Origin of the sequence: Thalassospira sp. MCCC 1A01148, assembly GCF_001613795.1 — a bacterium.
Classification (GTDB): domain Bacteria; phylum Pseudomonadota; class Alphaproteobacteria; order Rhodospirillales; family Thalassospiraceae; genus Thalassospira.
Genome location: NZ_LPVZ01000024.1, coordinates 125,655 through 145,823 on the forward strand (window position 1 = coordinate 125,655; position 20,169 = coordinate 145,823).

At 55.9% G+C, this 20,169-nt stretch carries 19 protein-coding genes; 9 read left to right on the plus strand and 10 right to left on the minus strand.

Annotated features, from left to right (window positions below; all coding sequences use genetic code 11):
- Positions 1-14: 14 nt before the first annotated feature.
- Positions 15-527, plus strand: a complete 513-nt coding sequence (locus tag AUQ43_RS19600; protein ID WP_084272177.1) for a TspO/MBR family protein — start codon at positions 15-17, stop codon at positions 525-527.
- Here AUQ43_RS19600 and AUQ43_RS19605 read toward each other — a convergent pair.
- Together AUQ43_RS19605 and AUQ43_RS19610 are read right to left on the minus strand one after the other, a co-directional pair.
- Positions 524-1,363 carry a DUF3750 domain-containing protein gene (locus AUQ43_RS19605; protein ID WP_062958085.1) on the minus strand — a complete coding sequence of 280 codons (840 nt, stop codon included), beginning with the start codon at positions 1,361-1,363 and terminating at the stop codon, positions 524-526. The genes AUQ43_RS19600 and AUQ43_RS19605 overlap by 4 nt on opposite strands.
- 136 nt (positions 1,364-1,499) lie before the next feature.
- The gene (locus AUQ43_RS19610) at positions 1,500-2,486 is read right to left on the minus strand and encodes a helix-turn-helix domain-containing protein (RefSeq protein WP_084272179.1); all 987 of its coding nucleotides are present in this window, start codon (positions 2,484-2,486) and stop codon (positions 1,500-1,502) included.
- A 318-nt stretch (positions 2,487-2,804) separates the two neighbouring features.
- Here AUQ43_RS19610 and AUQ43_RS19620 point away from each other — a divergent pair, with 318 nt between their 5' ends.
- The 6 genes from AUQ43_RS19620 to AUQ43_RS19645 all read left to right on the plus strand — a co-directional run bounded on the left by AUQ43_RS19620 (position 2,805) and on the right by AUQ43_RS19645 (position 8,894).
- A complete protein-coding gene (locus AUQ43_RS19620; protein WP_084272180.1) occupies positions 2,805-4,022 on the plus strand; it encodes an amino acid ABC transporter substrate-binding protein in 1,218 nt (405 codons plus the stop codon).
- Between the two features lie 78 nt (positions 4,023-4,100).
- Positions 4,101-4,973 (plus strand): branched-chain amino acid ABC transporter permease, encoded by an 873-nt coding sequence (locus AUQ43_RS19625; RefSeq protein ID WP_062957996.1) that lies wholly within the window; start codon positions 4,101-4,103, stop codon positions 4,971-4,973.
- Positions 4,970-5,944: a branched-chain amino acid ABC transporter permease gene (locus AUQ43_RS19630; RefSeq protein WP_062957997.1), complete on the plus strand. Its 975-nt coding sequence runs from the start codon at positions 4,970-4,972 to the stop codon at positions 5,942-5,944. Before AUQ43_RS19625 ends, AUQ43_RS19630 begins: the two co-directional genes overlap by 4 nt.
- Positions 5,941-6,675 (plus strand): ABC transporter ATP-binding protein, encoded by a 735-nt coding sequence (locus AUQ43_RS19635; RefSeq protein WP_062957998.1) that lies wholly within the window; start codon positions 5,941-5,943, stop codon positions 6,673-6,675. The genes AUQ43_RS19630 and AUQ43_RS19635 overlap by 4 nt, the downstream gene beginning before the upstream one ends.
- Positions 6,668-7,384 (plus strand): ABC transporter ATP-binding protein, encoded by a 717-nt coding sequence (locus AUQ43_RS19640; protein WP_062957999.1) that lies wholly within the window; start codon positions 6,668-6,670, stop codon positions 7,382-7,384. The genes AUQ43_RS19635 and AUQ43_RS19640 overlap by 8 nt, the downstream gene beginning before the upstream one ends.
- A gap of 52 nt (positions 7,385-7,436) precedes the next feature.
- Entirely contained in the window at positions 7,437-8,894 is a 1,458-nt protein-coding gene (locus AUQ43_RS19645) for an aldehyde dehydrogenase (protein WP_062958000.1), read from the plus strand.
- Between the two features lie 167 nt (positions 8,895-9,061).
- Here AUQ43_RS19645 and AUQ43_RS19650 read toward each other — a convergent pair whose 3' ends face one another.
- The 7 genes from AUQ43_RS19650 to AUQ43_RS19685 all read right to left on the minus strand — a co-directional run bounded on the left by AUQ43_RS19650 (position 9,062) and on the right by AUQ43_RS19685 (position 17,240).
- Positions 9,062-9,535: a YaiI/YqxD family protein gene (locus tag AUQ43_RS19650; RefSeq protein ID WP_062958001.1), complete on the minus strand. Its 474-nt coding sequence runs from the start codon at positions 9,533-9,535 to the stop codon at positions 9,062-9,064.
- A gap of 41 nt (positions 9,536-9,576) precedes the next feature.
- Entirely contained in the window at positions 9,577-10,818 is a 1,242-nt protein-coding gene (locus AUQ43_RS19655) for an MFS transporter (RefSeq protein ID WP_062958002.1), read from the minus strand.
- A gap of 202 nt (positions 10,819-11,020) precedes the next feature.
- On the minus strand, positions 11,021-11,230 hold the full coding sequence (locus tag AUQ43_RS19660; RefSeq protein WP_008892034.1) for a cold-shock protein: 210 nt from the start codon (positions 11,228-11,230) through the stop codon (positions 11,021-11,023).
- A gap of 80 nt (positions 11,231-11,310) precedes the next feature.
- Complete coding sequence (locus tag AUQ43_RS19665; protein ID WP_062958003.1) at positions 11,311-13,089, minus strand: DEAD/DEAH box helicase; 1,779 nt, start codon at positions 13,087-13,089, stop codon at positions 11,311-11,313.
- Positions 13,090-14,110: 1,021 nt separating this feature from the next.
- Entirely contained in the window at positions 14,111-15,322 is a 1,212-nt protein-coding gene (locus AUQ43_RS19675) for a YeeE/YedE family protein (protein ID WP_062958005.1), read from the minus strand.
- A gap of 107 nt (positions 15,323-15,429) precedes the next feature.
- A complete protein-coding gene (locus AUQ43_RS19680) occupies positions 15,430-16,353 on the minus strand; it encodes a sulfurtransferase (protein ID WP_062958006.1) in 924 nt (307 codons plus the stop codon).
- A 152-nt stretch (positions 16,354-16,505) separates the two neighbouring features.
- The gene (locus tag AUQ43_RS19685; protein ID WP_062958007.1) at positions 16,506-17,240 is read right to left on the minus strand and encodes a TetR/AcrR family transcriptional regulator; all 735 of its coding nucleotides are present in this window, start codon (positions 17,238-17,240) and stop codon (positions 16,506-16,508) included.
- A 211-nt stretch (positions 17,241-17,451) separates the two neighbouring features.
- Here AUQ43_RS19685 and AUQ43_RS19690 point away from each other — a divergent pair, with 211 nt between their 5' ends.
- Both AUQ43_RS19690 and argE read left to right on the plus strand, forming a co-directional pair.
- A complete protein-coding gene (locus tag AUQ43_RS19690; protein WP_062958008.1) occupies positions 17,452-18,219 on the plus strand; it encodes an NAD kinase in 768 nt (255 codons plus the stop codon).
- Positions 18,216-19,394 carry an acetylornithine deacetylase gene (gene argE, locus AUQ43_RS19695; RefSeq protein WP_062958009.1) on the plus strand — a complete coding sequence of 393 codons (1,179 nt, stop codon included), beginning with the start codon at positions 18,216-18,218 and terminating at the stop codon, positions 19,392-19,394. Before AUQ43_RS19690 ends, argE begins: the two co-directional genes overlap by 4 nt.
- 49 nt (positions 19,395-19,443) lie before the next feature.
- Here the strand turns inward: argE and AUQ43_RS19700 are convergent, their stop codons facing one another.
- Positions 19,444-20,004: a TetR/AcrR family transcriptional regulator gene (locus tag AUQ43_RS19700; protein ID WP_062958010.1), complete on the minus strand. Its 561-nt coding sequence runs from the start codon at positions 20,002-20,004 to the stop codon at positions 19,444-19,446.
- Between the last annotated feature and the right edge of the window lie 165 nt (positions 20,005-20,169).

Genomic DNA, 20,169 nt, shown 5'->3' on the forward strand with positions numbered 1-20,169 from the left:
GACCGGCTAGCATCATGACCGAAACCACACAGCAAACGATTGCGCCCCGCACCAACCATCGCACCCGGGTCTTTGCCCTGATTGCCTTTATGGTGTTGTGCCTGATCATTTCGGCATTTGGCGGTGCTGTCACGGCCACCAGCGTCAATGACTGGTATGCGGCGTTAAACAAGCCATTCTTCAACCCACCCGACTGGCTGTTTGCGCCGGTCTGGACCGTGATTTATTTCATGATCGCCTTTAGTGGCTGGCGGGTGTGGCTCAAGACAGGGATTGCAAACGCAAAAGGACCGTTTGGCCTGTATGCTGCGCAGCTTGCGCTTAATCTTGCGTGGTCATTCATGTTTTTTGGCGCGCAATCGCCGATCCTCGGCCTGATTGATGTTGTCATCCTGCTTGCGGTGATCATCGCCAATATGATCGCCTTCTGGAAAATTGATCGTCTGGCCGGGATCCTTTTGGTTCCCTATGCGCTTTGGGTAGCATTTGCGACCTTGCTGAACGCCGCCATCTGGCACCTTAATTAACTGCTGGGCTCAAGCGTGCCCTCGGCGCTTTCAGCCTTGGCCGCGCCATCGCTTTTGGACTGTTCGGCCTTGACCTGTGCGACGCTGTCCATACCAAGCCGACCGATCGACGGCAGACGCAAGGCCGGGCGGTTGAAATCAATCCCGAAATTCAGGCCAAGCAGGTTAAGTTCAATCCCTTCCTCAAGACCAAGCGACATGCCAAGCACACCCAGAAGGTTGGCCTGCACGCCCTGCCCGCTTGAAGACAATCCAACCGGATTGGTGATCGGGCGGTAATCCTTGCCAATCGCATTGGCTGGCATATCAAGGTTCAGTCCGGGCACCTCACGGCCGATATGGGCGATGAAGGTGTTGCTGTTTGGCCCGGGATAGCTGCGATATTCGCGTGGGAACGGATAGGATTTTATCGCTTCCTCGATCTCGGGGATCAGCTTTTCCGCCGCCGCGCCGCGATGATCGACAATCAGTTCCGGTTCCGAACCATACCAAAGACCATCCGGGATCGCGTAGTTCTGGCGCACCACATTACCACTGCCCCAGCCAACCACATCATAGCGGGTATAGCGGGTTTCACCGGCACGCTTGTAGATGATCCATGGATGCACCGCGAAATAGCTGCGCCAGCCAAATGTATCGGCCGCCATCACCATGACAATGGCCTGATCTCGATTGGCTTCGGCATCTGGTGCCACGCCCGAAGAATGGCGCGGCGCATTACGCCACGTATAGCGTTCCTTGGCTTTCTCCCCGGGTGGGTCTTCTGCGAGACTAATGCCAAAGGGCAGGACAAGAACGGCCAACAGACCAAGAAACAGGGTTTTGCCTTTACGCAAGGTCGATCCAATCAAACTAACAGGTCATGACTTTACTATTACGGTTAGAGCAAAGAAGTAGGATCAAAAAAAGGCAATGCAATCTTTTGTCAGCAAGGGAATAAACAGGCCCCGGCCCCAAACCGCTACGCCGGACCTAAGGCCAGGCAGCAAAGGTATCGTCACGGACCCGCTCAAGCGCACGTCGCAACCGGCGATAGGCCCCCGGTGCCTCACCCATGTAACGCTTGAAGAAGCGGCTGAAATAGGCCGGATCGCGAAACCCCAAGCCATAGGCAATCTGCGCCACCCCAAGCGGTGATTGTTCAAGTCGCATGCAAGCTTCGCGCAGCACCCGTTCATGGATAATGGTCAGGGGTGGCTTGCCCGTCGCACGCAATACCGCAGACCCCAATCTGCGTTCACTAATTCCAAGCGCCGTCGCGTAATCGGCAACATTCCAGTGTTCGCGAAAATGCAGTTCCAGCACCTGCAAAAATCGCTGAAAAGTGATCGAACCCGGACCATGCTGGTTGCGTTGCGCCATCACGCCTTCTGCCAGACGCAGAACCATGGTCAAGATGATCTGCAGATGCGCACCGATCACAAGACTGGCACCAAGCGCATTTCCCATCAGTTCAGATCGGATCGCTTCAAAGCTGCGCTCAAGCAACACTAGATTTTCGCTTTCATCTGGCGGAGCAACATTATGAACGGTGTCTGCCACAAAGCGCAGGGGCAAACCGTTGCCAGCCGCACCACTTGCAACGCCACTGCCATCACCACAGTGGCGTGCCACCAGATCTTCGGCGACAGACAACAAATAACCATTACTGCCCGGACTGACACTGAACCGCTGTGTTTCGCCAAGCGGCAACCAGACAAGGGCGGGTGCCTTGCAGGTAATCGTACCCTGACGCAAACCGATCTCGGCCTGTCCACCAAGCAACAGCACGGCATAACAGCGGTCCCGACGACCGGGATCATTCATCACCCAGGACTGTGCGGACAACGGATGGTCAAAGCGATCCATCACCGCCTGTGTCGTAACCGGCAGCAGATCCTCGAACGGGTTGTCGGTCAGTGTTTCTGAACGCGTAACCGGGCTTGAAACAGGAATTTGACGGGGAGGTTGATCAGCCATGCCTTTTTGTCGCGCATCTATTCCAAATGGTTATATGTAAAAATGTACAATTTTTCGTCTTAAATTGTCAATTTCGTCGTCTTTACATTGGAACGGTTCCATCGCTTACTAGGATTGCGGCCAAAGAAACCGTCAAAAGCAACAATACATATAAAGAATGCGTTCCCATTATTTTGCATATGCGAACTAATGGGCGGGAGGTTACGCCGGAGATTTACTTCACACTGTGAAGTAAATAACAGAATCTCTTTGCCTAAACTCCTGAAACTACGCGCAAACGGGAAAACCGTCTCTGCAAAAGAGATCAGGAGGAAAAGCATGCAAATCTCAGCAAAACTGCGCCTCGCGACCATTGCTGCGGCAACCACCGCCGTCATGAGCACCGCGACGCTGTTTGGGGCCAATGCCCAGGAAACATACCGTATCGGTTATGCCATCTCGAAAACCGGCCCGGCCGCCCCGGGCGCGGCAACCAGCACCATCCCCAACTATGAAATGTGGGTAAAGGAAATCAACGACGCTGGCGGTCTTCAGGTTGGTGACAAGAAACTCCCCATCGAAGTTGTTGAATATGATGATCGCTCAAGCTCTGAAGAAGCGGTGCGCGCAATTGAACGCCTGATCAACCAGGACAAGGTTGATTTCATTCTCTCGCCATGGGGGACGGGCCTTAACCTTGCCGTGGCACCGATCCTTGATCGTGCGGGCTATGCCCATCTTGCCGGCACGGCCGTGACCGACAAGGCACCGCAACTTGCCAAGCGCTGGACGAATTCCTATTGGCTGCTGGGTACTGGTGAACAATATGCGGTTGAGCTGGCCAAGTTCCTTGAAGGCCTGAAAGCCGACGGCAAGATCAATGACAAGGTCGCAATGATCGCCGTTGCCGACGGTTTTGGCATCGAACTTTCCAAGGCCGGTCGCGAAGCCCTTGAAGATCGTGACTTTGATCTTGTTTATGACAAGACCTATCCGCTGGGCTCGCAGGATCTTGCGACCATTGTCAATGACATCAAGGCGCTGGGTGCGGATACATTCGTTGCCTTTTCCTACCCGCCGGGCACCCTTGGCCTGACTGAACAGTCACGCGTTCTGGACTTTAATCCCAAGGTCTTCTATGCCGGTGTTGGCACCGCCTTCCCGCTTTATAAAAACCGTTTTGGTGACAATGCCGAAGGCGTCGTCAGCCTTGGTGGTGCGAGCGAGGATGATCCGAAAATCGCCGACTACATCAAACGCCACGTTGAGTTCGCAGAACGTGAGCCGGACCGTTGGGCATCCATCGTGAACTGGGCAACGCTTCAATCCCTGCAACAGGCCATTGAGCGCGCTGGCACAACCGACCGCGAAGCGATCAATGCCGAACTGGCCAAAGGCGGCTTTGACACCATCCTTGGCACCTATAAGCCGGGCGATCAGACCTTCTGGCAGGTCGGTCAGTGGCAGAATGGCAAGTTTGTTGGCCTTGCCCCGACCGACATGGAAGGCGCAGCCGAGCTCGTCTTCCCGAAACCTGAATGGAAGGCTGCGCAGTAAGCGCGCCACATAACGTCGTCGGGGTTCCTTACACACCCAAGCTCCCGGGAGCCCCGACGACCGTTTTGGATGAAGTGAATGTTTAGCTACGCACTCTTTTCCGGGATTACACTTGGCGGGATGTATGCCCTCGTCGCGATGGGTTTGACCCTGCAATATGGTGTTTCGCGCATCATGAACCTTGCCTATGGCGAGCTGGTGATTGTCGCATCCTTTGTTGCCTTTGTTTTCATGACCTCGGTCGGGATCAACCCGCTTGTCGGTCTGTTGATCATCATTCCCGCAAGCTTTGTGCTGAACTGGGTGATTTATCGCATTCTGCTGACCCCGCTAGTCGCACGCGCAAAGAACCGCGGCATGCTTGAAGTTGACAGTATTCTGGCCACGTTTGGCCTGCTGTTCATCGTTCAGGGTGTTTTGCTGGTCTGGTTCGGTGGCAATTATTACAGCTATGATTTTCTCAATAATGCCGTTGATATCTTTGGCGCGACGATTGCTGCCAACCGGCTTGTCGCCCTTGGCTTTGCGGTTGTCATCGGACTTGGCTTCTATCTGATCCTGACGCGTACCCGCATGGGAACGGCGCTGCGTGCAGTTGCGGTTGATCCGACCTCGGCCCGGCTGGTGGCGATCGATGTCAATTTCGCATCCTGCTTTGCCTTTGCCCTTGGCGGCGCAATGGCAGCCGTGGGCGGCGTTCTGGTCAGTATGTTTTTGACCTTCTCCACCTCGATGGGCGTTGTCTTTACCATGAAGGCGCTCATCGTTGTGATCATGGGCGGGGTTGGTAACATGCTGGGCGCGCTGATTGCCGGACTTATCCTTGGTGTCGCAGAAAGTCTGGTCGCGACCTATATCGATCCGGGCCTGACCATTGCCGTGACCTATGTGATCTTCCTGCTGGTACTGCTGATCAAGCCATCCGGTCTGTTCGGGAGGGCGACGTCATGAGCATGCTTAAACCCGATTTCATCAAGCCTGTCGGCCTTGGTGCGGTGATCTTTGCCGCCCTTGCTTTCATGCCCACCCTTGTTGACAGCTATTACATGTCACTTGCGATCAGTGTCGTCAGCTTTGCGATTCTCGCAACCGCATGGTCGATGTTCTCCGGCCCGACGCGCTATATCTCGCTTGCAACCGTGGTATTCTTTGGCATTGGTGCCTATACGGTTGCGGTTCTGGGGGAAGTTCTGCCCTTCCCGCTGGTGCTGGTGTGTGCGGGGCTTGCCGGGACGGTGATCGCTCTTCTGGTTGGCTTTTCCACGCTGCGTCTCGCAGGTGTGTATTTTGTGATCTTTACCTTCGGCCTGACCGAACTGGTCCGTCAGGTCGTCAGTTGGTACGAAGTCAACGTTACCCGCGAAATGGGGCGTTATGTCTTTCTTGATATCACCCAGAATGACATTTACTGGCAGCTGCTTGCCCTGTTTGCCGTACTACTGGTGACCGGGTTTATTCTGGGTCGATCACGACTTGGCTTTGCACTGCGCATCATTGGCGAGGATGAAACCGTCGCCAAGCATTGCGGCATTGATGTCACCCGGGTGAAAGTTGCGCTGTTTGTTCTGTCTGCCTTGTTCATGACACTGACCGGCGCCATCATGGCACCGCGCTGGACCTATATTGATCCGGTGATTGCCTTTAACCCGATGCTGTCATTCCAGGTTGTCATCATGGCACTTCTGGGTGGTCCGCGTCGCTTGCTGGGACCACTTTTGGGCGTCATTCCGCTGACCCTTCTGTTTGAGGTCCTGACCGCAAGCTTCCCGAACCATTTCAGCATCCTGCTTGGCTGCGTGTTCATGGTGATTGTCTATCTTCTGCCCGGCGGGGTTGTCGGATTGTATGAAAAGTACCGCGCACCGAAAAAGCGCGTGCTCGCAACCGATCAAAACGCCGAACCCGGGGGGAACGCAGCATGAATACCGAAATCCTTCTGTCGATTTCAGGGCTGCATAAGGCTTTTGGCGGGTTGATTGCCGTCAATCAGATGCAGTTCGATGTCCATCAGGGCGAAATCCTTGGTCTGCTTGGCCCCAACGGATCTGGCAAGACCACGGTGATGAACCTGATTTCAGGTGCTCTTCAATCCAATGACGGCAAGGTTGTCATCAGCGGCAAGGACATCACCAACCTGCCTGCGCACAAGATCAGCCATTCCGGCATTGCACGTACCTTCCAGTTGGTGCGTGTTCTGCCCGACCTTGATTGCGTGGAAAACATAGAAGCCGGTCTTGCATATCGGACCAAGCCGCTCTGGGGCGATGCCGCGCACGCTGCGGCCCTTGAATTGCTTGATCGTATCGGCCTTTCAAAACAGGCCCACATCCCGGCGGGTGATCTGACCTACATTGACCAGAAACGCCTTGAACTAGGGCGCGCGCTTGCCCTTCAACCCAAGCTGCTTTTGCTTGATGAATGGCTGGCCGGGTTAAATCCTTCCGAACTTCAGGATGGAATTGCCCTTGTGCGCAAGCTCAAGAACGAGGGGCTTACCATCATCATGGTTGAACATGTCATGGATGCGATCAGAAGCCTGTGTGATCGCTGTGTGGTGATGAATGCCGGGGCGAAAATCGCCGATGGCACACCAGATGAAGTGCTTTCCGATCCGGAAGTTGTCCGCGCCTATCTCGGAGACAGTCATGCTTGATATCAAAAACCTGTCTGTGTCCTATGGCAAGCACGCCGCCCTTCGCGAAGTCGACCTTACTGTCGACCGTGGCGAGATCGTTGTCATGCTGGGTGCCAATGGCGCAGGCAAAAGCAGCCTGCTCAAAGCCTGCGCGGGTTTGATCACACCCCATGACGGCACCCACATTGATCTTTCTGGCAACGAACTGACCGCCCTTTCGGCGCACAAGATTGTCGAAACGGGACTTGCCCTTGTCCCGGAAGGGCGCGGCATTTTCGGCGAACTGACCGTTCGTGAGAACCTTGCGCTTGGCGCCTTTGCCAAACGAGCACGGGCGGCTGAAAAGCAAAACCTTGATCGCGTTATTGATTTGTTCCCGAAGCTGGCTGAACGACTTGATCAGGCGGCTCGTACCATGAGTGGTGGCGAACAGCAGATGGTGGCCATTGGCCGTGCGCTGATGTCCAACCCGGATATTCTTCTGCTTGATGAGCCATCCCTTGGCTTGTCGCCGATCATGACCGGGGAATTGTTCAAGGCCCTTGCAGCCATTCGTAAAACCGGGGTTGGTGTGCTTCTGGTAGAACAGAACGCCCATCAATCCCTTGCCATATCAGATCGGGGATACCTGATCGAAAACGGGGCCATAACCGGGCAAGATACCGCCAAGGCCCTGCAATCCGACCCGGCTGTGCAAAAGGCATTCCTTGGCCTTGGGGCTGCGTGATGCAGCCTTTCGCCACCGCACAGCAACCCACAAGAAAGTCAGGAGAAACGTCATGAACGACACGAAATTGTTGATCAACAATCAGGACGTCAATGCGTCCAACAATCGTACTTTTGAACGCAAGAACCCGGTCACCGGTGAAGTTGCGACTGTGGCTGCTGCGGCCAATGCCGCCGATGCCCGCAAGGCGGCGGATGCAGCTGCCGCGGCCTTCCCGGAATGGTCAAAAATGGGGCCCGGCGCGCGGCGCAAGATCCTGCTCAAGGCTGCCGACATCATGGAAGCCAAGGGTGACGAATTCGGCCAGCTGGTTCTCGATGAAACCGGCAGCACGCGCATGTGGGGAGGTTTTAACGCCCACCTTGCCGCCAACATGCTGCGCGAAGCCGGTGGCATGACCACCCAAATTCAGGGCGATGTCATTCCGTCTGACACGCCAGGCCTGATGGCCATGGGCATTCGCCAACCGGTTGGCGTTGTTCTGGGTATCGCACCATGGAACGCGCCGGTGATTCTTGGCACGCGCGCGATTGCCATGCCGCTTGCATGCGGCAACACCGTCATCCTTAAGGCGTCCGAACTCTGCCCGGCCCTGCATCGCCTGATCGGTGATTGCCTGGTCGAGGCCGGCGCACCGGAAGGCGTTGTAAACGTCGTGACCAATGCGCCTGAAGACGCCCCGGAAATCGTTGAAACCCTGATTGCCCATCCGGCCGTGCGTCGCATCAACTTTACCGGCTCGACCCGCGTTGGGCGCATCATCGCCAAACTCGGCGCAGAACACCTTAAACCGGTTCTGCTTGAACTGGGTGGCAAGGCACCATTCCTCGTGCTTGACGATGCCGACCTTGACGAAGCGGTCAATGGTGCTGCCTTCGGTGCCTATATGAACCAGGGCCAGATTTGCATGTCGACCGAACGTCTGATCGTTGACAATGCGGTTGCCGATGACTTTGTTGCCAAACTGGCCGCCAAGGCCAAAACACTCACCGCTGGCGATCCGGCCAAGGCCGAAAACATCCTTGGCGGTGTTGTCAGTGTCGAGGCGGTCAATCGCATCGAGGAACTGGTCGAAGACGCCGTTTCCAAGGGTGCGAAACTGGTTGCCGGTTCTGGCAAGGCCAAGGATGGCGTGTTGATGGATGCGACCCTGCTTGATCATGTGACACCGGCGATGAAAATCTATTCCGAGGAAAGCTTCGGTCCGATTTGTGTCGTTATTCGTGCTGGCGATGAAGACGAGGCTGTGCGCATCGCCAATGACAGCGAATATGGTCTTTCCTCAGCGGTCTTCTCGACCAACATTCCGCGTGCGATGGAAGTTGCCAAACGCATTGAAAGCGGCATCTGCCACATCAACAGCCCGACCGTTCAGGACGAGGCACAGATGCCGTTTGGTGGTGTGAAGTCTTCGGGCTATGGCCGTTTCGGTTCACAGGCATCGATTGATGAATTCACCGAAATGCGCTGGATCACGGTTCAGAGCGGCAAGCGCCACTACCCGTTCTAAGCCACAAGAAGTGCAAGACCGTGCGGAACACCCGCGCGGTCTTCTCGTTATTCTGGGATACGCAGGGGGGAAGCCTGATTTGTGAGAATTGTTCCCTCACCAAATCAGGACCTGTGTGCGGGCCGTCAGATGCGTCATCTGGCGGCCCGCTTTTTATAATGAGCAGATCAGGCGCGCAGAACGGCCTGTATCAATACTTCAAGTGCGCTTGAAAATTTTGACCGGTCTTTCTGGGTAAAGGCGGCATTTCGCCCCTGCTCGCCGGTAACTTCGCGCATATGGGCAGCGATTTCACGGCCTGCCAGCGCATTGCCAATATTGGCCTCGGTAAATTCTTGACCATTGGCCTTCAGGACGCGGGCACCGATTTCGATCCCGCGCGATGCCAGCGGAATATCATTGGTAATGATCACATCACGTGCGCGCGCGTTTTCCGCAATCCAGTCATCGGCGGCATCGGGTTCCGGTGGGACAATCACGATTTTGATCAAAGGATTGCGTGACGGGCGAATGCCGCCGTTTGATACCATGATCATCTCGATCCGGTGGCGTTCAGCCACGCGTTCGCACTCTGCCTTGACCGGGCAGGCATCGGCATCAACCAGCAAACGGGGGCGGGTGTTTTCAGTATTTTCGTTCATGCCGCGATAATCGCCGGGACGCAACCAAAGTCAAGCCATCATCAACCCGGCCGGACCGGGTCCGAATGCTTTGCATCGCGCATCACGGCCAAAACCACTGCCCCGACAAAGGCAAACGCGCAGGCCATCAAAACGGTTGTCTGGAAATCAAAGGCACTGGCAACCACCCCGGTCAAAAGGTTGCCGATCAACCCGCCAACAAACAGCGTGCTGACATAGTAACTTGTCGCAACGCCGGGCTGATCGGTGGCGAAGTTTTGAACGAATGTCATGCTGATTCCGGCAAAGATACCGTAATAGATACCATCAAGGGCGGCGAGTGCGAGGACATCTACAAGGGTGGTCGCCTGATAAATCAGGCCAAAGAAAACCGCGCCCAGAAGGGCCGCGATCAGCATGCCTTTGCGCTCTCCCGTGTGTTTGATGAGCGAAGCACAGAAATAGATCACGACGACCTCAACAAAGCACTTCACGGTCAGCGCGAAGCCCGCCGAAGACGCGATCAAGCCAAGCTCGGTCGAGAAATAAAGCGGCATGGCCGAGACAAACACCACATTGGCCGCCCCGATAAAAAACACCGGCACACAGGCAAGCAAAAGCCCGACATTCAGCGGCACCTTACCACCCTGCGCCAGACTGTTGGGATGATGGGTTTTGAAGGCATTGGGCACGGTTAGCAGACAGATCGCAAACCAGATCAATGCCAACCCGGCAATGGCGTAATAGGTCGCCGAAAACCCGAATGCGCCATAAAAGGATAACGCCGCCGCTGGCCCGACCATCCAGCCAAGTGACGTCTGCATGCGCAGGAAGCCATTGAATTTGATGACGTCACGTTTTGTCTGTTCGGCAAACAAGCGGCCAAAGCTATACATCACCGAAAGCGCACCCGCCCCGACCCCAAGCAGGACCGAAACAACCGCCAGATAAATCCAATAAACCTGAAACGTCGCGAGCATGACCATCCCGGCGGTGAAACACAGGATGCTGGTCACCAATAAAATCTTGACCGGAATACCGCGATCAATCGCACGGCCAAATGTGCGGTTGGCAAGTAACGTGACGCTGACCTGAACAATCATCACCATGCTGAGCTTCCATGGCGGCTCCCCAAGGCCTTCGACCACGTAAAGCCCTGCCAAGGGCACCGCCCCGGATGACGTAAAAGCCCCCATCAAAAGCAGCCCCAACACCAGAAACGGATACCGGTCCAGCATCGCGACAACGGGACCATTACCGTTTGTCACATCGGTCTGTGTTGGGGATGTAGCATCATTATCCATCGGCACGATCAGATCCTGGAGGTTGCACGACCATCCGATCCTTCTAGCGCCTTGTTCTGAAATCACTAAGCCTTTCCGGCCCCTGGAAAGAAGATGTCACAAAAGCATCATCCAGACCGGCGGAAAAAACAAAACCCCCACCCGGTTTCCCGGATGGGGGTTTCGTTAATACGGTGTCCTTCACAAGGAAGGACAAGCCGAATTAGGCAGCGGTCAGGTCATCAGCCGAAACGCGACCCGAACGGGAGTCGGTGCGCAGTTCGTAGTTGATTTTGTCGCCTTCCTGCGGGTGGCCCATGCCAGCGCGTTCTACAGCGCTGATGTGCAGGAATACGTCATTTCCGCCTTCGTCCGGCTGAATGAAACCAAAACCTTTAGTTGCGTTGAACCATTTAACGGTACCAGTTGCCATCTTTAAATCTCCTATCGAGTATTGATTGGCGTTGTGACACACCCCGCGTGGGTGCGCCTATTTTTGTTCGGTCAATCAAATCAGGCGCGGTCACGCCGTCTCTGATTGTCCGAGGAAGTCTTGTGGCCTCCGCCGCCCGGCTGCCCGCCAGACTGGGATCCACGATGATTGCGGTTACGGTTTGCACCGCCGCTTTTACCTTGCGGTCTGGCATTCCGGGGACCTCTGCCCCCATTGCCATTCGCGCGGCGTTCTTCGGTGCTGCCCATAAAAGACAAACCGGAAGAAATTGAATTGTCGCCCTTTGACTGATCGCGACGATTGCCATCAGACGAGACACGCTTGGTCGGGCGTTTACGTCCGTCGTTGGAACGCGCACCATTTTCGGCGCCGTTGCCACGATCATTGGCGGATTTCGATTTCAGGCCACCCTTGTAGCGGCTTTTGGATTTTTCAAGCGCCGGGTTGGTCGCAGCTTGATCGCCAGAAGCAGCTTCGGCATTGCGGCCACCTTCGCCTTCGCGGCGCGGATTGGACTTGCCAGCTGCATCATTACGATCACGACGCGGTGCATTGCCACGTGCGTCTTGACGCTGACCACGACCATTGCCGCGGTTCCCACCAGCAGCACGACCACCGTTGCCACGACCCTGGCCACCGCCATTATTGCGGCGACCCTTGTTGGCTTCGCGTGCGATCTCGGACTGTGCTTCCTGCTCGGCAGCGGCCTTGGCATCACGACGATCAATGACGGGGATCGATTGACGGGTGGTTTTTTCAATATCGCGCAGAAGACCACGTTCCTCGTCATCACAAAAGGCGATGGCGGTACCACTTGCACCGCCGCGGGCGGTACGACCGATACGGTGCACATAGCTTTCCGGAACGTTCGGAAGTTCGAAGTTTACAACGTGGCTCACGCTATCAACATCAATACCGCGGGCGGCGATATCGGTTGCAACAAGCACACCGATCTGACCGTCCTTAAAGGCATTAAGCGCACGTTCACGCTGGTTCTGGCTTTTATTGCCGTGAATGGCAGCCGCACTGATTTTGTTGGCTTCCAGATGGCGTGCCACACGATCCGCCCCGCGCTTGGTGCGGGTAAAGACGAGGGTACGTTTGAAAACCGGATTATCAAGAAGCTCTGCCAGAAGCTGGCGCTTGCGGGTCCGTTCGATCAGGTAAACCGACTGTTCGACACGTTCCTGGGTGGTGGCAACCGGGGTTACCGACACCTTGACCGGGTCAGACAGCATATCACCTGCAAGCTGACCAATCTGTCCTGGCATGGTGGCCGAGAAGAACAGGTTCTGACGGTCGCGCGGCAACATCTTGATGATACGCTTGATCGGCGGCAAGAAGCCAAGATCAAGCATGTGATCGGCTTCATCAAGCACAACCACTTCAACATGTTTAAGGCTCAGCTTGCCGCTATCAACATGGTCGAGCAAACGACCAGGTGTCGCGACAAGAACCTCGACACCGGGGTTAATTGCCTTGATCTGCGGACCCGGGGCAACGCCACCAACAACGACAGCGGTGCGCACATTCAAAAAGCGGCCATAGGCACGGAAACTGTCGCCAATCTGGGCGGCAAGCTCACGCGTTGGCGCAAGAACAAGCACACGGCATGCCCCTTTGGGCGTGCGGGTCTCGGATTTGGAAAGACGGTCAAGGATAGGCAGCGCAAACGCCGCCGTCTTGCCGGTACCGGTCTGGGCGATCCCAAGCAGGTCTTTGCCTTCAAGAAGCGATGGGATCGACTGTTCTTGGATCGGGGTCGGCGCGTCATAGCCTTCTTGAGCAAGCGCGCGCAGGACCGGCTCGGCCAGGCCGAGTTCGGAAAACTGGGTCAAATAATGATAACTCGTGGATTAGAGGCTGCAGACAGCTGGGAAATGTCCCGGAAAAATAAAGTAATCAGGTCTGCGCCTTGCAGTTCTGGAAGCATCCGCGTAGCTGGACACCTCAATGCGTTCTTAGGTCAATCACTCGACAGTAGGGTCTTTTAATTCCCTCTACGCTTCTGGAGCGATCAAATATCGACCTCACCATGCGCAGAGTTTTATCCCCTTGTCAAACGGGATATTTGTTACAGCCCCGCGTTTTACGCACAACGGCACGGCAGATTTGCACTGCCGTGCCGTTAAAACCTCAGAACCACCGGGCCGTTTTGGCGTCAATACGCCGCACACGGGTTCCCCGCGCCACATGGATTATAGGCTGCACAGGGATTGGTTGCGGCACACGGATTGGCAACCGCCGGCGCACATGGGGACGCCGCACAGGGCGCCGCAGCGCATGGGTTAAAAGCAGCACACGGATTCCCCGCCGCACAGGGACTGCCAGCCGAGCAAGGATTATATGCCGCACAAGGGTTGGCGCTGCACGGTGCTGCCGCGCACGGATTTACCGAGCGAACCCCGCTTGGGCTGAAGGCCCCGCACGGGCTACTGACATTTCCCGCGCCGCAAGGATTATAGGCGGCACATGGATTGGCAGAACACGGACTTGCAGCACATGGACTTGCAGCACACGGATTCGCAGCGCAGGGATTATAGCCAGCGCCGCAAGGGTTACCCGCACACGGGTTGGCCGCACACGGATTATATCCCGCACCACATGGATTCGCACCGCACGGGTTATACCCGGCCGCGCATGGGTTGGCTGAACAAGGGTTCGCGGCACAAGGGTTCGCGGCACAAGGGTTTGCGGCGCACGGGTTGGCACCACACGGATTGCTGCCCGCACCCGGAAGTTTGACCGGGACCGGATTGGCAACAGCCGGGATGTTTGCGGTGTGGCTATAGTGATCAAGCGCAACGGCACCGGTTGCCGCAAGGAACACTGCGCCAAACAGAAGTGTGTTTTTCTCGCTCATTTCCGGAAACCATCCATTCCAAAGACAGGACGCAGTGCAATGCCAATCCAGCTACCGGCAAAGGCCAGGGCAAACCAAAGCCAGCCATGCACACTGCCCGAGGCGATCCCGCTAAAGAACGCGCCGATATTGCAACCAAATGCCAACCGCGCACCATAGCCCATCAGAAGCCCGCCAATGGCCGCCGCCAAAAGGGATGCGACAGGCACAGATACCTTTGGGGCGAATTTACCTGCCAGCGCCGCGGCAAAGGCAGCCCCGATCACGATGCCGAAATTCATCACCGATGTGTTGTCTTGCAGGACCGAGTTGCCAAGCGCACGCGCCGGACCACCCCAGTTCCAGAATTCCCAGGTCTCAACCGGAATCCCCATCACCTGTGCGATCTTCGCCCCCCAAAGGCCAAAGCCAAAGGTGATCGACCACGGATGACCGGCAATCAAAAGCGTCGCGACATTCAGCCCGGCCAGAAGCACCCCGGTCCAGATCATCGGCCACGGGCCGTGAATGAAGCGTGCCAGACCTTCACGTGGCGCAGTTGACACCACTTCAAGCCCGCCATGGGCACGCTTTTCAACAATAACCGTCAACAGCGCCACCAGTGCGAGACCACCAAAGGTCACCGCAAGACCACCGCCAACACCGTATTCGCGCCCAAGGCTCATCGGTGGCAAGGATGGCAGTTCCAGCCACATCGGCAAATGGGCCGTGCCGATGACAGCACCAACAATAAAGAAGACAAGTGTGACCAGCATGCGCGCACTACCGCCGCCAACCGTAAACAGCGTGCCAGAGCCACAACCCCCACCAAGCTGCATGCCAAGACCAAACAGAAACGCCCCGATCAGAACTGACATACCAACAGGCGCAACCGCACCAACGACCGATCCGCCCAGCGGACTACCAAGCGAAAGCATCGGAATGAAGGCCGCAGCCGCAATGCCGATCATCAAAAGCTGCGCACGCAGGGCACGGCCGCGCTTTTCAACGGAAAACCGCCGCCAGCCGCCGGTGAAGCCAAAGGATGCATGATAAAGCGCGATACCGAGCATCCCGCCAAGGCCATAAAGAACAGCCTGTTTCAGATCGACGGCCTGCGAAATTGCAATGCCGACAATGACAAACAGGACGGCGGTGATGGCGGCCGGTCCCTTGTCAAAGGTAAAACCCGGGGACACCGGATTTGCTTTTAGGGTCGTTTCAGACATGGTGAGGCTCAATAACCTGAAATCAGATACTTAAATGAAAACGGAACCGGGCGACCGGTTCCGTCCAGAATGTTCGCGGCTTGGTGGAAGCCGTATAGGTTATCCGGTTATTCCGGGATAACCATTTCACGGTTCGGATCCGCCGCCCATTCGGTCATGGAGCCATCATACATGGCCGTGTTCTTGTTGCCCATCACTTCGGAAAGACCGAACCACGCGACCGAGGCCCAATGACCAGTGTTGCAATAGGTGATTTCCTTGGCATCCTTGGAAACACCGGCATCCGCAACAAGGTTTTCAATCACATCAGCGGCAACAAAGGCACCGTCCTGATCGCTATAGAACTGCGACTGCGGGATGTTTTTTGCACCCGGAACGGCACCGGGACGGGCAACCACGCCACTTTTTGCCTGACCGGTGAACTGTGAAACCGGGCGGGCATCCACAAGCTCGACACCGTTTTCCCGCGCCTTCGCAACATCATCAGCGGTTGCAAGAAGTTCGGGGCGGAAATCAGCATTAAACGCCACGGCACGCGGTGAAACCGGGTCGGTCGAAACGGCCTTGCCTGCTGCAAGCCATGCGCGCTGACCACCATCAAGAATGGTCACCGCATCATGTCCCAGAACCTTGAAGGTCCAGTATACACGGGTGGCGGAGCCAAAGTCGGAGCTGTTTTGACCGGCGGGGACAACAACGACCTGCTTGTCATTGTCGATGCCCAGCGCACCGATGCGTTTGGAAATCACATCAACCGGCGGCAGCATGCCAACCACATTGTCGACTTTTGCACGCCAGCCAAATTTCCCATAGGGCGCATACACCGCACCGGGAATATGCCCGGCATCATAAGGATTGCCATCCTTGGTCATGGACCGGATATCAACAACAACCAGTGACGGGTTATCGAGATTTTCCTCGACCCAGTTGGCATCAACCAACGGCTTTTCGGTAAGGCGTTCGGCCTGCGCAGCACTTCCGGCAAAGACAAAAGTGACCGCTGCAACGGCAGAAAGAATAAGGGAACGCATGGGGCTGTCTCCAATGATCAATTCATCATGATTTTGTGCATCATACCTAATTCGTCACAGCGAAATGTCAATAGACTCAGTATAACACATAATATATGTATTAATGAATCAACACTTGCCGTACAGTGGCAACCTTCGGCCCGATTCAACGCCTAGGGACGCAGGTTATTCAAATAACGGGCAAATTCGCGTGCAAAGGAATCCTGGGTTTCCAGATTGCGCAAGGCGGGCGGCCGTGTGAGGAAGCCGTGCAGTGAGGCAATGATGAACTCGGCAACGGCAGATGGTTCGATATCGGTGCGCACGGTCTTGTTGAACTGGGCCTTGCCGATGTGCGATGCCAATCCGCGCCGCCAATAGCGATAAACACCATCGATACGCTTGCGCAGGTTTTCATCCAGCTCACCTGCCCCCGATGCCAAACGCGCCAAAGGGCATCCGCCCGCCAGCATGTCCGGGGCATTTTCACCGCCCAGCCGATCCACCTGCCCCATCAGAACCGGCAGGATATCATCTGCCCCTTCAAGGTCACTCAGCCAGACGTCATCCACATAGCCCGGCAGGCATTCCTCAATCACGGCGTTAACCAGTTTGGCCTTGCCCGAAAAGTGATGATACAGCGCACCTTTCGTACAGCCGCTTTGTTCAAGGATGTTGCTGATGGAAGCGCCCCCGAACCCCGCCCGGCGGATTTCACCAAAGGCCGCGTCGAGAAGCTTCTGGCGGGTGGCATCCGGATTGCGCACCCGTTTTGGCACCAGTGCCGTTTCAGACGAACCGTCCAGTTCCATGCTTTCGCCGACTTCCAAAACATCGTCGTCGGGATTTTCATCGGGACGCGAAATTCGGGAAAGGGCAGCAGAGAAACTGAATGGTTCTTTGGACATTGAGCCGTACTGTTTTGTTTTGAACCGGGGATAGGAACCCGTGTCTGTCACGTTCCACTGTTTTTTTCGTGACGTCAATAACACAGCGGTCCAATCGAGACCTCTGTATAGGGGTGATCGTCACGCAGCCCCTTGCAATTCAGATCAAAGCGTACTCTATTGTTTGCCCATGCCCTTTCGGGCCGAGCCCCAATCGTCCTTCGGATCGCAAATGCAGCTTGATTCCATCGCCTTCGTTGCAGCCGACACCAAAATCGCACAGGATGCGATGTACCGGCTAAAACATCGATACGGCCACATTGCCCCCGACAAGGCCGATGTGATTGTAGCCCTTGGTGGTGACGGGTTCATGCTTGAAACCCTGCACCGCTATATGGGGCGCAAGGTTCCGATTTACGGCATGAACCGGGGTACGGTCGGCTTCCTGATGAATGAATTCCGGGAAATGGATCTGACCGACCGCATTGCAGAGGCCCAGACAGTCGAACTCCATCCCCTTCAGATGGAAGCACATACTGTATCGGGCGAAAGCCTGTGTGCGCTTGCAATCAACGAAGTGTCGCTTCTGCGTGAAACCCGTCAGGCCGCCAAACTGCGCATCAAGGTCGATGGCGTTGAACGTTTGGCAGAACTGGTTTGCGACGGTGCGCTTGTGTGCACACCGGCGGGCAGCACGGCCTATAACCTGTCGGCACACGGTCCGATCCTGCCGATGGGAAGTGGTCTTTTGGCCCTGACCCCGATCAGCCCGTTTCGCCCCAGGCGCTGGCGCGGTGCGCTTTTGCCCCATGGTGCAGAAGTCGTCTTCCAGATCGAGAACCCCGAAAAGCGCCCGGTTTCGGCCGTTGCCGACTATACCGAGGTGCGCGATGTCTCCAGCGTGAAAATCCGCGAAGACCGCAGCATGAAGATCAAATTGCTGTTTGATCCGGAACACAATCTTGAAGAACGTATTCTCAAGGAACAATTCGTCGAATGACCTCCGCTCCGCTTGCCCCGTCGAACGATACCATTGAATGGTGCCGCAACCTGATCCGCCACCAGTCCGTCAGCATGACGCCAAATCTGGCGCTGATTGACGAGGTAAAGGCATTCCTTTACGGGTTGGGCTATGACACGCTGGTGGTGCGCGACCCGTCTGAGACCAAGGCCAATCTTTATGCCACCATCGGCCCGAAAGTGGATGGCGGCGTGATCCTGTCGGGCCATAGTGATGTGGTCCCGACCGAAGGCCAGAACTGGGCATCCGACCCGTACGAGATTGATATCCGCGACGAGAAGCTTTATGGCCGTGGCGCCTGTGACATGAAGGGTTTTCTGGCCTGCCTGCTGACCAAGGCGGAAGCCTTCAAGAATGCCGACCTTCGTGTACCAATCCATCTGGCTTTCACCTATGACGAGGAAGTCGGCTGCCTTGGTGTGCCCAGCCTGGTCGAGGCAATCAACAATCTGCCGCATAAACCGGCCATGTGTATTGTTGGCGAACCGACCGAGATGAAGGTCATTACCCAGCACAAGGGCAAGTTTTCAGCCCGTGCCCATTTCACGGGCCGTTCCGGGCATTCGTCGCTGCCCGCCGAAGGCGTCAATGCGGTTGAGTTTGCATCAGAATTCGTCGTCTTCCTGCGCAAGCTTGGTCGCAAGTGCCGTGAAGAAGGGCCGCATGATGATGAGTTTGAGCCAAACCACACCACCTTCCACACCGGCGTGATCAAGGGCGGCACACAGCTCAACATCATTCCGCAGAACTGTTTTGTTGATTTCGAATTCCGCAATCTGCCCAATGATGACCGCGAATCCCTGAAGGCAGAGATTTACGATTATGTCGAAAATACCCTGCAGCCCGAAATGCGCGAGATCTATCCAGATGTTGGCATCGAGATCGAAGTCATTTCCGATATGCCGGGCCTTGCCACCGGCGATGACGAGGAAGTCACCAAACTCGTCATGGCGCTGACCGGTGCGAACACCACAGGCAAGGTCAGCTTCGGCACAGAGGCCGGTGTGTTTTCCGCCCTTGGCGATATCCCCACGGTGGTTTGCGGCCCGGGCAGTATCGAACAGGCCCATAAACCAGACGAGTTCATCGAACTTGACCAACTGGGCCGTTGCGAAGTGTTCCTCGACAAGCTTCTGGCTGTATTGGTCAAGTAACCGAACGCGCGAAAATCCCACTTTTTGGCCGGCACTTCATCCCGGTACTTTATGAAGTAGATCGTTTGAATGCCGTGGCACCGGCATCAAGGATCAATTCGCGCGTTACGACATCATCGACAAGTCGGGCCAGGGTTATTGTACCGACAAGTAAGGCAAGTTTTTCGTATCCTTCCTGCTTGTCATCCCCATCCGCAAGCAATGCCGCGACGCGATCGACGCTGGCTGCGGCCTCTTTCTTTGCCGCACCATCGCCACGCCCAAGCTCCGCACCCAGTGCGGCAATCGGACAGCCTGTCCCCCTGCTTTCAACATGCTCCTGTGACAGGTATGTCGCGACATACCTTTTACGCTCCTCTTCCCGAGCGCCTTTGGTTTCAGGAACGTCCATTGCCCCGACCGACCTGTCGACCGCTTCCTGAAACGCGGCGCGAACCAGTTCGTCCTTGTTGGCGAAATGGCGATAGAACCCGCCATGAGTCATCCCGGCTGCTGTCATGACATCTGCCACACTGGTTGCTTCAACACCGTTCTCGCGGATAAGGCGTGCGGCCGCATCAAGAATGCGTTTGCGGGATTTCTTTTTTTCCGCTTCGGAAACACGCGGCATAGGGAACTCTCAAATTCGGGATTGACATTATAGATTTCGTATATCATCTAAATAAAAAGATGACAATCATCATCTATAATGGCGCGTGATAGCAAACGTGACCGTTGCGGCACCAAGACAGACAGCGTGCAACGGTTTCTGACGTTCGGAATAATTTGCTGGCAT